This is a genomic window from Vibrio porteresiae DSM 19223 (assembly GCF_024347055.1).
GTDB lineage: Bacteria > Pseudomonadota > Gammaproteobacteria > Enterobacterales > Vibrionaceae > Vibrio > Vibrio porteresiae.
Genome location: NZ_AP024896.1, coordinates 378,443 through 392,644, shown reverse-complemented (window position 1 = coordinate 392,644; position 14,202 = coordinate 378,443). Strand labels below are relative to the sequence as shown.

Genomic DNA, 14,202 nt, shown 5'->3' with positions numbered 1-14,202 from the left:
TTTTTCTATTGACCAATTCAATAAAGACTTAAGTCAATAGTCACATCATTGTTGTGCCATGTTGCGAACAGGTTTGAGGGAACACATGAAAATTAAGACCAAAATATTGGCAAGTTTTGCCGTGTTAACACTGCTCATGGGGGCGATCATCTTCAACGCCTTAAAAGGGATTAATTCGCTGCAAGCGGAACTCGACTATATTATTGGTCCGGCGTGGTCAACGGCAGATGGTGCGATGGAAACCACCATTGAAATCCAAGGTCAGATGCTGGCGTTGAACAAACTCACTGAAGGTGCCTCTTTCACTGAAATCGATGGCGAGTTACAAGAGCATATTAGCAACGCAGACTCGGCCTTAAATGAAATGTTCAGTGCTGCTTTAATCCCTCAACAGCAAATTGACACCCTTAAAGCCTTTTATTCTCGCTATCAGCAATCTCGCGACAATCTGATTAAGACTTATCGCAACTTCGCTCAAGCCAAAGAGAACTTCCATCAAAAATCTAACCAGATTGTTGAATTTGGCAAAGAGTTGGAAGAAGTCGGTGACCAAGCGGTGGAATACTTAGAATCCAACCCCAACGAAAAATACAGCTGGGCCGATGAAATCGCTCCACGCTGGGCGGCAGCTGATGGTGGGATGGAGTCGAATATCGGCTTATTGTGGAAACTATATCATCTCGAATCATTGTTAGATTCGGGGGATATTGAGCAAGGACGTGCTGACATTAAAGAAGCTAACCAATTTCAGATGGATGCGGCCAACGAGATGTTTTCCACTCCTACCTTTAACCGTAATGTGGGTGGGAAATGGGGCAACAAAAGTTACAAAGAAGTGTATTTGGCACTCAGTCAAGAGCATCAAACCGCTCTGGATCAGCTAGTGACGGCTTTCGCTAACTATCAGCAATCAAATCAAACCTATACCCGTGATTCCAACGCACTCATTGAAGATATGAGTAAAGTCGAATCGATTGCCGACGAAACTGTCGACAGTCATAAGTCGATTATTGATAACGTGAAATCGACTCTGCAACAAACGATTATGCTTACCATCATCGTCGTTGTCGTTATCGCAGTCGCCTGTTCAATTTGGCTCACACGCTCAGTGCTTAAACCGATTGCTCGCGTCCAATCCAGCCTGCAAGACATCGCCGACGGTGATGGTGATTTAACCAAACGAATCGAGATTGAATCGAATGACGAATTGGGCGAATTGAGTAATACCTTTAACCGTTTCATCGGCAAAATTCAGTCGCTAGTGAAACAGACTCGGCAATCTATCGACCAAGTGAGTGGCGAAATTAGTACCTTCAGTCGCACTTCCGAACAAGCCAGTAACTTAATCAAGCAGCAAAACAGTGCAACAGGTCAAATGGTGAATACCATTGATGGCGTGCTTGCCAACGCAACAGATGCCGCCCAAAGCGCCCGTAGTGCAGCCGAATTGGTGAAAAGCATTGAAGGCAATACACAGCGCACCTTAGCGAGTGTGACGAGTGCGACCAAAGAGGTTAATCATTTGGTTGAATTGGTTAAACACGGTACTGAGGTGATAGATTTTGTGAAAAGTGATGTCGTCAACATCGGTACTGTGTTGACCGATATCAGTGGCATTGCAGAACAAACCAACTTACTGGCACTCAACGCAGCAATTGAAGCGGCCCGAGCAGGTGAACAAGGGCGCGGCTTTGCGGTTGTAGCGGATGAAGTACGTAATTTGGCGAACCGAACTCAACAAAGCACTCAGGTGATCCAAGAGCGCATTCAGAAGCTGCAACAAAGCGCTGATGAAGCAGTGAGCGTCATGAATGCCTCACAAGAGAAAGGTCAAAGTACCGCAGAGACGACCACCCAAGCGCTAGAAGCGCTCGATATGGTAGTGAGAGAAATATCGCACATCGCATCGATGAATGTGCAGACGGCCAATGCGGTCACCGCTCAAGAGCAGGAAGCGCATAATCTATCGCAGAACGTTAATCACATTAACGATCTCTCATCGAACACCGCCAGCCAAGTCTCTGAGACCGTACAAATTACCCGCTCGATTGCGAATTTGCAGCAGCAATTGCAGCAACAAATTGCCAATTTCAAGGTATAAATCAGCTCCCTCCCAAATGGACAAGGGCAAGCTCAATGCTTGCCCTTGTTACTAGCTCTGACTCGTAATTGCTTGCGCTTTAGCAATGGGCTCGTACCCGTTAATCACCGACCATCATTGGGCGTTATGATTAGGCAATTCGTACCACGCTAGTTAAATTCAAAGTTTTGGCTTGATACTCATTCACATAAGCACCAGCCAATTGAGTGGTAGCTTGATTCAGGTGCAACACATCCGCTTCACGCAAGTCAGAGTATGACAGATCCCAATCCACAGCTTCGCATGCATTAACCAGTGACCCTGCGAAATTGCAGTGCGACATCACCACTTGATTCACTTTAATATCACGCAGCTGGCAACCGGTTAGGTTGACACCATCGATCACAAGGTGGCTTAACTCCATACCTTGGCAATCACATTGACGCAATGTTAATTGGCTTTGAGCTGTCGCAGTACCTGCAAATACGGCGTTAGAGAGTACCATATGTGATAGCTGACAAGACTCTAGGCGCAGGCCAATCGCCTCTACATCTCGCCACACCGTATGGCTTAAATCACACTGCTGGAACAGTGCACCACTTAGGTTTGACTTGGAAAAATCACACGGAGTCGGCGTCGAAACAAAAACACATTCACTAAAATGCACACCGCTCAAATCAGCTTCGATGAAAGAACATTCGACAAATTCACACTGCTGAAAAGTCATTCCAACCAAACTTTGTTGGCTAAAGTTGACCTGATGAAAGCGAATAGCCGTCAATACCTGGCCATGAGTGGCAATTAAGCGACTCACCTGCTGCACATCGGCAGCCTGATAATGATGAAGTATGTGTGTCATAGTGGCGTCATTTCTCTTGGGGCAATACCTCTCTTTGGCAATACAAAAAAGGGCACCCGTAAAATCAATCTTAACTGAAACCGGAAAGACCTCATGCAACTTGGCAAAGCAAAAAGCTTAGCCTGATGAGATCAAATTAATACATAGAATATCCGTTGCTATCAGCTAAGTCTCTAATCGATTTAGCAAAACTGGGAGTTTATTGATCTTTGTAAAGTATTAGCGAACAAGAAGCGGTAAAAAACTAGAAATGCTGCCAGTGAGAATAAAAAAGGAACCGCTGCGACAGGGTTCCTTATCATCACCCCCAAACATATTTCGTCACAGTTCAGGGGGAACTTAAGAGATATACACCTAAAAATCAGCGAAATTCAGGATACTGTTTAAGAAATTCTTGTTTATCAAATGGCAACACAATCGGCTGCTGATGAAACCATTGAGTTAATGGTCGGGTATCGAGCGTATCAAATGCTTTGCCGAATTTTTGTTCTGGTTTGAAGCGGATGAAATCGATCCATTGTTTCAATTCAGAGCCTTTTTTGTCATAGGCAGAGTAAGCCAACAACGCTGAATTATACTCCTTCAATTCCTCTCCATAGCAGGTGGAATTTGCCATATATTCCAGATAAGAAGCGGCCGCGTATTTTTGCTCTTTGGTAAGAGAAGTGAACCAATCATCGTCAATCTTGTTGAGAAAACCACGATTTTTACTGCACTGGTCTACCTTCATTTCAAGGTTAATTTTTGCTTCATCTTTTTGCTGCTCAAGATACTGTTGCCATGACTGACAGTAGGCACTAAACGGGGCTAAGAGCAGTAAAGCAAAGAGCGCTTTTTTGAAGGGGGCAATTTGTGTTTTGTAAGCCATTCTTTTTCCCAGACTTTTATCGAAGCACTGTGCTTCTATCACCAACTTAGGGGATATAGTGTATGGATTATCTGGTAATTGGCGTCAAAATTGGTGCAATTTACTGTCATTTCAGCGCAATAACCCATAATGGACTTTGAGCGCTACTGGATACCTTTTATCTCACTAAACGAGAATACCTATTCACGACAATTTAAATAATTAATATATAATTCATATAGTTATAATTTTACTATGAATAATAAAACACAAAAAGTTTGAAGCAAGTCAAACAATTGCAGATTGGGGGTAGATTTTTTATTGCGCATTTTTTCTTCTGGTCATAATATCACGCTGCTTCTTGATGATAGCCAATCCGAGTACATCACAAGCTGTTTTGTGGCAAGGCGATAGAGCAACTATCCAAGAGTGACTTTGACGGCGTTTGTTTATTCAACGCTTTTATTTTCGCTCCGCTTTTCCACACCCACATACTCTGTGGGAAAGCTTGCTATTTGTATGGGAGGCCGCCATGGCTCATTCGGTATTGGATTTTTCCGCATTCTCTGCTCTTTCTGCAGAAGAAACTCACCTAATCGAAACTTCAGTTGCTCAATACGGCGCGCCTTTGTTGTTATTGGATTGCGATACTGTTCGCTCTCAATACCGTGCATTGAAAGCAGCTCTACCTGATGTGACTTTGCACTTCGCGCTCAAACCACTGCCACACCCAGCAGTCGTTCGTGCTCTGCTTGATGAAGGTGCTAGCTTCGATCTAGCCACTTCAGGTGAAGTGGATTTAGTAGCCAGCCAAGGTGTTCCAGCGGAAAAAACCATCCATACTCATCCTATTAAACGTGATATCGACATTCGTGACGCGCTAGCTTACGGCTGCCAAGTTTTCGTGGTCGATAACATGAATGAACTCGAAAAGTTCATTCCATACCGTGATGAAGCAGAGTTGTTGATTCGTTTGAGTTTCCGTAACGCAGAAGCGTTTGCTGACCTATCGAAGAAATTTGGTTGCTCTGCAGAAAGCGCTATCAAAATGATTGCTCGCGCTCAAGAGCTGGGTATTCGTATCAAAGGGCTCTCATTCCATGTGGGTTCACAAACGACCAATCCAGACAAATATGTTGAAGCGATTCACGCTTGTCGCGCAGTGATGGAAGATGTGATTGAACTTGGTTTACCTGCACTAAGTACGTTAGATATCGGTGGTGGTTTCCCAGTGAGCTACTGCAGCAAAGTGACTCCGATTAAAGAGTTCTGCCGCCCTATTAACGCTGCCTTAGCCACTTTGCCTGAAACAGTGCAAGTGCTTGCAGAACCTGGACGCTTCATTGTCGGTCCAGCAGTGATGAGCGTAGCTTCAGTAATGGGTCAAGCGGAACGTGATGGCGAAACTTGGTACTACCTTGATGACGGCGTATACGGTTCATTCAGTGGTTTACTGTTTGACCACGGTAACTACCCAATCATGGCGATGAAACAAGGTGAACGTTTCCCAAGTGTACTAGCAGGGCCAACTTGTGACAGTATCGACGTGGTTGCAGAACACATCATGTTGCCAAAATTGGACAACGGCGATTTGTTAGTAACTCGCGTGATGGGCGCTTACACCAGTGCTACAGCAACCGACTTTAACTTCTTTAAACGTGCGCAAACCGTGGTGCTAAACGACATGGCAGCCGACCGACGAATGATTGGTTAAGTGCTCGCTTTAGCAACATCATCCAATACGACAAAAGAGGCGCAAGCCTCTTTTGTGTTTTATTACTCAGCGTCATTAGCAATGCTCATCGCCTATTTCGCAAATAGCTGTCCCATATCTTGAAACGCTTTAAATTCCAAAGCATTGCCGCATGGGTCTAAGAAAAACATGGTGGCTTGCTCCCCTACTTGCCCCTTAAAGCGGATGTAGGGCTCAATCACAAACTTGGTATCATAAGAACGTAAACGCTCTGCCAATGAGTGCCAATCATCCCAATCTAATACCACACCAAAATGGGGAACGGGAACGTCGTGTCCATCCACTGGGTTGGTATGTGCTGACTCTTGTGATGTGGTTTTTGGGTGTTCATGGATCACCAATTGATGGCCAAAGAAATTAAAATCGACCCATTGCTGCGAAGAGCGCCCCTCTTCTAGACCAAAGATTTCGCCATAGAAATGGCGTGCTTTTGGCAAGTCGTAGACCGGAATTGCCAAATGAAATGGATTTATCTTCATAACTTCCTCTGTTTTCTTTACTTTCCTGTTGTTTTTCTCTCAACGTCACCAAGGTGCGAATGAGGTAACGCTTTCAGCATACCAAACACCACTCGAATAAAAAGACGTTAATATTTATCTCGCTGCATAAACATTAATTATCAATCCCAATGCGGGTTGCAACGCCTTAACGTTCGCCATGCTACTTTAGTCAAAAAGTAACGGAGATCATCCATCGATTGATCTCGTTGGCTACATTTAACATCAAGCTAACAAATCAATGGATAGGTCGCTTATGTTTTTTCGCCGATGGGGTGCTTTTATTCTCCTGTTGCTTGTCGCAACTGCAGTAGCGATGGTGCTATTTGGCTGGCACCAAGCCGTGTTAATCGCCCTAGCGTTATTGGTTTGCCCACTCACCTTTAGGCATTTACACCGCGTTAATGCTTTAGAAATCGTTAAACCTGACAGTATCATTGCGCCTTTGATCGCAGAGGAGATGAGCCGCAATGCGGTCAGTGCAGCAGAAACTTCCTTTTCGGTTGATCAACTCAAAGTCAAAGCGGCGAATCAGTTAAGAGCGATTGAAAATATATCCAGTTCATCGAATGACATGACCTCCACTTTAGGTGTGACATCTCAATCGGCAGGAAACGCTCTCGATTCCGCGCAAGAGATGCAAAATATCAGCCTACACGGTATGGCTGAGCTGGAATTAGCAGTAAAGGACATGCAAGAAATTTCGGCACAAACAACGGCTTCAGTCCAACAAATTAATACCTTGGATGCGCAGATCGACCGGATCAAAAATGTCGCTCAAGTAATTGAAGATATTGCATCGCAAACCAACTTACTTGCTTTAAATGCTGCGATAGAAGCCGCTCGGGCTGGCGATCTCGGTCGTGGTTTTGCCGTGGTTGCCGACGAAGTTAGAGCTCTGGCAGAGCGCACGTCACAAAGCACAGGAGAAGTGAGCCAAATTGTCGGGCAAATTCTTACCGAAACAGGGGAAGTGACCCAAAATATCGAGGCGCTATCAGCTAAGGTGGAGAAAGGCACTGACAATATTGAGTCCGTTGCCCGCCAACTTAAAAGTATCACCCAGCAGTCCCAAGAAGTAGAACACCAAGTGTCTTCCATTAGCCATGGTGTCGAAAGCAATCAAGAAGGCTTGCAGACCATAGGACATTCGATTGAGCAGGTTAAATCGGAGCTTGCGCTAACCAATTCACAGTTAGAGACACTGCAAAAAGAGGCAGAACATCTCATGTTGATGGCAGAGCCAGTAATGCAGTGTTGGTTGAGCACTATGAACAAAGCGTTCACTGGCCTTTCTATCAGTGGGCTTCCCAGCTCGCTCAGCAGATTGGTCAACAATTTGAACAAGATATACAGGCCGGTAAAGTAAGTCGCACCGCGCTATTTGATCGCAAACACACAGTGATAGCGGACACCAATCCGGTTAAATATCACACCCAATTTGATCAATACTGCGATGCTGTCTTACCGAATCTGCAGGAACCTATCGTGAAACAGCATAAAGACATTATTTATGCCATTGCGACTGATGACAAAGGGTATGTACCGACTCACAACAATCAATTTTGCCAGCCGTTAACGGGCAATCCTCAGCAAGATATGGTCGGAAATCGAACTAAACGTATCTTTGGCGATCGCGTAGGTCAGCGCTGTGGCAGCCACACGCAAACCATGCTGTTACAAACCTATAAACGGGATACGGGAGAAGTGATGCACGACCTCTCCGTTCCTGTCTACATCAATGGCGAACATTGGGGCGGCCTGCGCCTTGGCTATAAACCGCAGCATGGTAGTCATTAAGTGTGGCTAAATTTCGTAATTTGCCTTGATGCCAATATCAAAATGGAGCGGCATTCGCCATTTTGCGATAGCAAGGCGAAGATAGATGAGTGCAGAAAACAGCAAACAGAAACCAGCAACACTTAACCAAGATTGATGTAATGCCAAAACCACCAAAATGAGCAACAGTGGCATTGCTTTTAAACCAAATACACGAAAACAAAATGACTCTTTTAACGCTATCCCACTTGCAGTAATAGCGAAAAAACCGAACGATAGCCACACGTACTGGTTAGCATCGATGACCAGACACACTAAGCCAATCCATGTACTCCAACTAATGATGACGCGAACAACTTTACTATAAACATGAATATTTGCGGCACACAAAGTGGCACTAACGGCTAAGACAATTTGATTGGTATGAAGGGACAACACGGGCCACGCAATTTGGTAAACCGTCGAGAAGTAAGAGTATCCCAGCGATGAAAAACTCAATGCGACCAGCGTAATACCGATTCGGTAAAGAATGACGCTTAAAATGTCGAAATGATCGAGAGTTTCTTGGTATTCAGGATTAGCCATGGCTATCATCCACAGAGAAGGTGTGGGTTAGTATAACCATGGTTTAAGGTTATTCAATTGACATTACTGCTTATTTCTACAAAGACTCAACAACACCCAAAGACTGTTGGGATTTCATAAACTGAGTTAGGGAGTCTTCGTCAATGAGCAAGTTATGCTCTTCATCAAGAATTGCCTTAATCTCTGAAATGGTTTTTGGTTCTTTAATCGTTTCTAAGATCGCCTTAGCATCATCGTTGATCTTCAAAACAGAATCTTCAACTTTTAGCAGATACTCTTTACCAATTTTAGTGATGATGCTGCTGGGTGTAAGCTGATACTTCATTCAATTCTCCAATGAGAGCGCAATAACTCTATCAAATTCTTTATATAACAGTCTATTAGATAGTAAAAAGTTCAAATCTTCAACATCAAAATCCGTCAATTTTCTTATACTTATGCTATTTTTTTCACTTAAGATATATCGATAAAGATCACTACATGATTTGGTCAATTTATAGTCCGCAATATTCTCAAATCGTGAATCAGAAATTTTTACTATTCCGGTATTTTCAACAGTATGAGTTAATGAGTATTTTCCAGATTTCCAGAAATCGATCATATCCTGTATTTTATGATGGAGATGTATGCGTTTTTTTGTTCTATTTTCATCAAAATCAAAGTGATATGCCAGGTTAAAAACTTCGTCTTCATTTAACTCAGGATACATATAAAAATAAGATTTAACTGGTATAATATTTTTTATACCATTTTCTATTGGATTTAAAAAAACAGGACTATGTCTATCCAACCTAAATGGGCTTGATGCATCTGGCGGTTGTAAATGATATAACAATGGTATTACATCAAACATACTTTCAACTGATTCATCCGTTTCACCAGGTATGTTTAATAAAATATTCCAATCAACATCAATTCCAAGCCTAGCACTATTAACAAGGACCGATATGTTTTGTATCGCAGTTACACCTTTCTTCATTGACTTTAATATATGTGTAGATAAACTCTCTATACCAGGTTGAATTCTCATAACCTTAGCATTTTTCAAACTTAATAATTCTTCATAGTTAGCATTAGATTTTATCTCGTAGAAATAGGTAATGTTAGATTTATTATCTATAAGCTTAGGCAGCATTTCACGATAAAAGTTTTGTGGTATTATATTATCCACAAAAGCTAGTTCATCGATATCATTGCTATATAGTTCTTTTAAATAGTTTATTTCAGCAATAACCTTATCAGGATCTTTAGCTCTATATCCTATAGACCCACCATTCAAACCACAGAATGTACATTGAGCTCTTTGCCCCCATGAACATCCTCTAGAGGTTTCATAAAATATATAAGGTTTAATAAATATCGGTAAAACAGAACCTCGAAACCTTTCAAAATAATCCTCATAATCAGGAGCACAAGATACATTTAAATCAGCCAATGTAGCTGCTCGAGTCATTAATGGTATATCTTGATTTCTAATTAGAACTGAAGGATGCCGATAAATTTCATTTTTCGATACGGAATTCAAGTAATCGACAAAAGTTTGCTCACTTTCTCCCATAAAAAGACAATCAACAAATTTAAAAGAATTAAATAATTGCTCTCCCATAGGATAGTCTAATGCAGCGCCACCAAATACTATGATGGACTTTGGCCTGATCTTTTTAATTTCTTCAGCAAGCCATAACGAAGGTCTAATTTGCTGGAAAAGACATGTGAAACAATAGATATCAGAACCTTTAAATGCTAGCTCCTTTCCCTTATCGATGTACCATTGCCTTATCTCCAAATCCTCTTCATTAAGTTCAACCAAAGATGAATGATAAATACGAGAAATTAAACATTCACCTGCCATATCAACTGGTGAACTATTAACCATTTTTTGATAATCACTTAAACCAAAATGCTCAACAAAATCAATATTAACATAATTAATACTGACATCATGTCCTAAGTTGACTGCATGTGATTTTAATATGGACAACCCCAGAGAAGGTCTATCAACACCAGCATAGGGTGCGCAAATCATTTCAATTTTCAATCTAATTCCCTTTATTAGACTATGCTATTGGGACTTGTTGTTATCCTTATCATAACACGAAGGGAATAATTTATAAATAGATATAGCGGCATGAATGAATAGTTTCTATATTTTTCATTTTAATAAAAACAAGGCAGATAATATTAAATTACCTGCCTCTATTCAAAGCACATTAATAATAATTGAAATACAATTAAATAATGTTTTTACCAGAATTTACTTTAACAACTTCAACAACTGGTTGCGCAACTTTTTTTTCGTTCATAATGCCGTTCCACATAATGATAAACAAATTTAATTAATAATTTCATTGATTTTGCCAACTACTGTCGACATAGATGAGATTAATTCACCCATATCTATCAGGTCAATAATTAGTTAACGCGGATCCTATTATGTCCGTTTAGTGGACATAAATCGTCTCTTACAATAATTCAGATAAAAACCTTACAAAATCTATTACAATGAAACATTGCATACACAAATATACATTTATAATGAAAAAAGAATTTTACTTTCTCTCAATAGCTTATTTGTTTTCTTCCACAGCTCTGTCAAGTTTTTTGTTAATACAACAATATATTACTTTAGACAAATTGGGTAAACCAGAGCTTGTCGGATTACTACTCGCTGTCAATTTTCTACCTAAAGTTTTCTTCGTGCCTATTGGAGGATATATAGCTGATAAATACTCAAAAAAACGTCTACTTATATTAACAACCACTTTTAGAATCCTACTACTTTTTTTAACTTTATACTTGTCATTGAATAATAATTTGTTCATTATTCAATTATATTTCATTTCTTTTTCATTCGGGTTGTTAGATGCGCTATTTATCCCAACAGCAAATGCATGCCTTCCATATTTAGTTGATAAAATTGCCCTACATAAAGCCAATTCCATATTTACCGCAGCCAATCAACTAGGAGTGATACTTGGTCCAGTGCTTCTCAGCTATATAATAGACTATATGTCTATAAGTTCTGGACTTTTATCTACAACAATAATTTTATTTATATGTCTAATATTTATCTCATTGATCACTATAAAACATGTTACCAGGAACAATATAAACTCAAAATCTAATAGCTTAATTTCTAGTATAAAGGTGATAAAAAGTCTAAACTTTGGTTATGACCTTGGCCTTTTAGCATCAACGAGTTTCTTTTTTACTGGTGTACTTGTAGTCCTAACACCACTGCTTGCGTCAGACAACTTTGGTGACGGAGCAAAATATATTGGAGGGTTAAATGCAACATTTGGTATTGGTGTCATTGCATTTTCAGTAATCACCCAGATAGTTTCACTCCCTCAGAATATTACTCTTTACTCTGCAACCGTCTCTTTATCCCTGTTAATTGTAGGCTTATCTCAAGCAAGAACCGGGTATTCTGTAACACCAATTTATTTTCTTCTAGGAGTCATAATTTCTTGGATTAATGTCACAGTGATGACTAATTTGCAACGAAATTCCCCAAAAGAAATGATTGGGAAAACAATTGCAGTCGCTGTATTTATTAGCCAGATGTGCTTACCTTTTTCATTTGGTCTAATTAGTTTATTAACTAATTGTGGATTTTCTTCCCATGAATTGACGTTGTTGTACGGCGTAGGGTTAATGAGTTGCTCAACTATCATTAAATTTTTGGGCTATTCTGTGAAGAAACAGGCATTTAGGTAATGATTTATAGATAAATAAGATATATAATTCATGGTATTGTTTTCGCTTCCTTAAACTATCATTACTTTGATGGAATTGTTAGATTTATAGCCTAGTTACTATGTATAGTTTAAGGGATTGACATTCGTACTCGCTTGTAGATTTTGGGATGGTTAAATCTTTATCATGAAACAAAATATATATCCTTTTGTTGCAGAAGAAATAAAAAGACAACTGAAAACTAAAGCAATTAGTTATAAACAGTTAGGTGAGTATCTTTGTGTCTCTGAAAAGACTATTACACGGTCTTTAAATAATCACCAAGAGTTAAGCTTAGAACGTTTATCATCTATTTGTATGATATTGAATATTCAGTTGTCTACTCTTCTTTCTGTTGCAGAAAAGAACATGTCAAAAATACATTACTTTACTGAAGAGCAAGATAAAGTAATGTCAACGAACATTCGCCTATATCAACTTCTAGTTGAAGTTTATGATGAGCAAAATATTAATATTCTTGCTGCAAACCAAGGGTGTACAGTTGCAGAAATGTACCTCTATTTACGAGAACTAGAACGCGTTGACTTGATATCAATTGGTACGAACAACATCATTACTGTTAATATACCTAGACATACCGTGTTTCATCCTAATTCTCTATATGCAGCAAAAATTCGGCATGCAACACTAAATTCACTTACTCGCTCTTGCTGTCATCCAGATAATAAAAGTGCTTCAGTAAAGATAGTAAACGTTGAATTATCTAAAGAAGAGTATTCGGTTTTTCTAGATGACATGAGTAATTATTTCTTGCAACTTATAAGGGATTTACATCGAAAAAGTAAAGGTGCTCGTCAAGATTACACCATTGCACTTCTTGCTAGCGAAGGCCAATATTACCCCTATCAGATTGAAGAAGAGTTCGGCTCAAATAGCGATAGTACAAAGTAATCTGGGACGACTCGTTTTCTAACAACGACACCTCATCCTCAAGCAGTAAAGTGACTCGCTATGAGTCATTTTACTGCTTGTCAGCCTCTTTATTTTGAGGCACTCTGCAAACTCTCTTTTGCTTAAATTCCACCCATTTTTATTTGATTCATCACCTAATTAGCTGGTGACAGGATCGTTTTCTTGATGGTTGGCGACAACTAAGGATTCAGTATGTCTTTTCGCGATAAACTGTTGGCTCTGGCAATTGTGATTGTCTGGGGAGTTAACTTCGTGGTTATCAAAGTGGGTTTGCAAGGAATGCCACCACTGCTCCTCGCGGGCTTACGCTTTGCTTTTGTTGTATTTCCTGCCATCTTTTTTGTTAAACGCCCTCACCTACCTTTTAAATGGCTACTTCTTTACGGGTTAACAATCAGTTTTGGTCAATTCGCTTTCTTATTTTGGGCGTTAAAGCTGGGAATGGCCGCAGGTCTCGCCTCTCTTATTCTGCAAGTTCAAGCGTTTATCACCGTATTTCTTGGCGCGTTGCTACTAAAAGAGAAGATCAAAGTCCACAATCTCATCTCCATCGCCATTGCAGCGTTGGGAATATATCTGTTGGCAACCACTCAAGCACAAAGTGCAGCGAGCCTTTCGTGGTTTACTTTAGTGTTGATCATCGGCGCAGCCAGTTCTTGGGCCTTTGGCAACATAACCAACAAAGTGATTATGGCAAAACATACGGTGCCAACCATGTCCCTGGTGGTGTGGAGTGCGCTCGTACCGACTTGTGCTTTTGCTATTACCTCACTGGTTTTTGAGGGAAGCGACGTCATTGTTCAATCTCTAGTGCAGATCAAATGGCACAACGTGTTAGCACTGGCTTATCTCTCTTATCTTGCCACTATCGTCGGTTACGGCGGTTGGAGCTATCTACTTAGCCGTTATGAAACGTCTTTAGTGGCTCCATTATCTCTGTTAGTTCCCGTCTTTGGTTTACTGAGCGCGATGCTTTTACTTAATGAACACCTCACGCTACAACAAGTATGCGGTGTGGTTGTCGTTGCCATCGGATTGATATTTAACGTGTTTGGTTCGCGCTGGTTTGCAGCTCGAGCATCCGTTAATACCGCAGCTCCAACCGGTAAATAACACCAGATAACGAAGAGT

The 14,202-nt window shown here is 40.7% G+C and carries 13 protein-coding genes; 7 read left to right on the top strand and 6 right to left on the bottom strand.

Annotated elements, in window-relative coordinates; genetic code table 11:
• The first annotated feature begins 85 nt into the window (after positions 1–85).
• Positions 86–2,101 carry a methyl-accepting chemotaxis protein gene (locus tag OCV11_RS18355; RefSeq protein ID WP_261897474.1) on the top strand — a complete coding sequence of 672 codons (2,016 nt, stop codon included), beginning with the start codon at positions 86–88 and terminating at the stop codon, positions 2,099–2,101.
• Between the two features lie 130 nt (positions 2,102–2,231).
• Here the strand turns inward: OCV11_RS18355 and OCV11_RS18350 are convergent, their stop codons facing one another.
• Together OCV11_RS18350 and OCV11_RS18345 are read right to left on the bottom strand one after the other, a co-directional pair.
• A complete protein-coding gene (locus OCV11_RS18350; RefSeq protein ID WP_261897473.1) occupies positions 2,232–2,939 on the bottom strand; it encodes a pentapeptide repeat-containing protein in 708 nt (235 codons plus the stop codon).
• Between the two features lie 361 nt (positions 2,940–3,300).
• The gene (locus OCV11_RS18345; RefSeq protein WP_261897472.1) at positions 3,301–3,807 is read right to left on the bottom strand and encodes a hypothetical protein; all 507 of its coding nucleotides are present in this window, start codon (positions 3,805–3,807) and stop codon (positions 3,301–3,303) included.
• 511 nt (positions 3,808–4,318) lie between these two features.
• Between OCV11_RS18345 and OCV11_RS18340 the strand changes: the two genes are divergently transcribed.
• Positions 4,319–5,500, top strand: a complete 1,182-nt coding sequence (locus OCV11_RS18340; protein ID WP_261897471.1) for a type III PLP-dependent enzyme — start codon at positions 4,319–4,321, stop codon at positions 5,498–5,500.
• A 92-nt stretch (positions 5,501–5,592) separates the two neighbouring features.
• On the opposite strand, the gene OCV11_RS18335 is transcribed toward OCV11_RS18340, so the two are convergent.
• The gene (locus OCV11_RS18335; RefSeq protein WP_261897470.1) at positions 5,593–6,018 is read right to left on the bottom strand and encodes a VOC family protein; all 426 of its coding nucleotides are present in this window, start codon (positions 6,016–6,018) and stop codon (positions 5,593–5,595) included.
• Positions 6,019–6,277: 259 nt separating this feature from the next.
• On the opposite strand from OCV11_RS18335, the gene OCV11_RS18330 reads away from it, so the two are divergent.
• Together OCV11_RS18330 and OCV11_RS18325 are read left to right on the top strand one after the other, a co-directional pair.
• Positions 6,278–7,405 (top strand): methyl-accepting chemotaxis protein, encoded by a 1,128-nt coding sequence (locus tag OCV11_RS18330; RefSeq protein ID WP_444546128.1) that lies wholly within the window; start codon positions 6,278–6,280, stop codon positions 7,403–7,405.
• Positions 7,406–7,524: 119 nt separating this feature from the next.
• Complete coding sequence (locus OCV11_RS18325; RefSeq protein WP_261897468.1) at positions 7,525–7,836, top strand: hypothetical protein; 312 nt, start codon at positions 7,525–7,527, stop codon at positions 7,834–7,836.
• A gap of 6 nt (positions 7,837–7,842) precedes the next feature.
• Here the strand turns inward: OCV11_RS18325 and OCV11_RS18320 are convergent, their stop codons facing one another.
• The 3 genes from OCV11_RS18320 to OCV11_RS18310 all read right to left on the bottom strand — a co-directional run bounded on the left by OCV11_RS18320 (position 7,843) and on the right by OCV11_RS18310 (position 10,438).
• On the bottom strand, positions 7,843–8,400 hold the full coding sequence (locus OCV11_RS18320; RefSeq protein WP_261897467.1) for a DUF2301 domain-containing membrane protein: 558 nt from the start codon (positions 8,398–8,400) through the stop codon (positions 7,843–7,845).
• 76 nt (positions 8,401–8,476) lie between these two features.
• Positions 8,477–8,725 (bottom strand): hypothetical protein, encoded by a 249-nt coding sequence (locus tag OCV11_RS18315; protein WP_261897466.1) that lies wholly within the window; start codon positions 8,723–8,725, stop codon positions 8,477–8,479.
• A complete protein-coding gene (locus tag OCV11_RS18310; protein WP_261897465.1) occupies positions 8,726–10,438 on the bottom strand; it encodes a RiPP maturation radical SAM C-methyltransferase in 1,713 nt (570 codons plus the stop codon).
• Positions 10,439–10,935: 497 nt separating this feature from the next.
• On the opposite strand from OCV11_RS18310, the gene OCV11_RS18305 reads away from it, so the two are divergent.
• From OCV11_RS18305 to OCV11_RS18295, 3 genes are all read left to right on the top strand, one after another.
• Positions 10,936–12,120: an MFS transporter gene (locus tag OCV11_RS18305; RefSeq protein WP_261897464.1), complete on the top strand. Its 1,185-nt coding sequence runs from the start codon at positions 10,936–10,938 to the stop codon at positions 12,118–12,120.
• A gap of 165 nt (positions 12,121–12,285) precedes the next feature.
• Positions 12,286–13,050, top strand: coding sequence for a helix-turn-helix domain-containing protein (locus OCV11_RS18300; protein WP_261897463.1), 765 nt, complete (start codon positions 12,286–12,288; stop codon positions 13,048–13,050).
• 213 nt (positions 13,051–13,263) lie between these two features.
• Positions 13,264–14,184: an EamA family transporter gene (locus tag OCV11_RS18295; RefSeq protein WP_261897462.1), complete on the top strand. Its 921-nt coding sequence runs from the start codon at positions 13,264–13,266 to the stop codon at positions 14,182–14,184.
• Positions 14,185–14,202 lie beyond the last annotated feature (18 nt).

Bases quoted from the DNA above. Each gene is read 5' to 3' on its own strand.
- OCV11_RS18355 (WP_261897474.1), top strand. From the start codon at position 86: ATGAAAATTAAGACCAAAATATTGGCAAGTTTTGCCGTGTTAACACTG.
- OCV11_RS18320 (WP_261897467.1), bottom strand. From the start codon at position 8,400: ATGGCTAATCCTGAATACCAAGAAACTCTCGATCATTTCGACATTTTA.
- OCV11_RS18350 (WP_261897473.1), bottom strand. From the start codon at position 2,939: ATGACACACATACTTCATCATTATCAGGCTGCCGATGTGCAGCAGGTG.
- OCV11_RS18335 (WP_261897470.1), bottom strand. From the start codon at position 6,018: ATGAAGATAAATCCATTTCATTTGGCAATTCCGGTCTACGACTTGCCA.
- OCV11_RS18295 (WP_261897462.1), top strand. From the start codon at position 13,264: ATGTCTTTTCGCGATAAACTGTTGGCTCTGGCAATTGTGATTGTCTGG.
- OCV11_RS18305 (WP_261897464.1), top strand. From the start codon at position 10,936: ATGAAAAAAGAATTTTACTTTCTCTCAATAGCTTATTTGTTTTCTTCC.
- OCV11_RS18315 (WP_261897466.1), bottom strand. From the start codon at position 8,725: ATGAAGTATCAGCTTACACCCAGCAGCATCATCACTAAAATTGGTAAA.
- OCV11_RS18330 (WP_444546128.1), top strand. From the start codon at position 6,278: ATGGATAGGTCGCTTATGTTTTTTCGCCGATGGGGTGCTTTTATTCTC.
- OCV11_RS18300 (WP_261897463.1), top strand. From the start codon at position 12,286: ATGAAACAAAATATATATCCTTTTGTTGCAGAAGAAATAAAAAGACAA.
- OCV11_RS18340 (WP_261897471.1), top strand. From the start codon at position 4,319: ATGGCTCATTCGGTATTGGATTTTTCCGCATTCTCTGCTCTTTCTGCA.
- OCV11_RS18345 (WP_261897472.1), bottom strand. From the start codon at position 3,807: ATGGCTTACAAAACACAAATTGCCCCCTTCAAAAAAGCGCTCTTTGCT.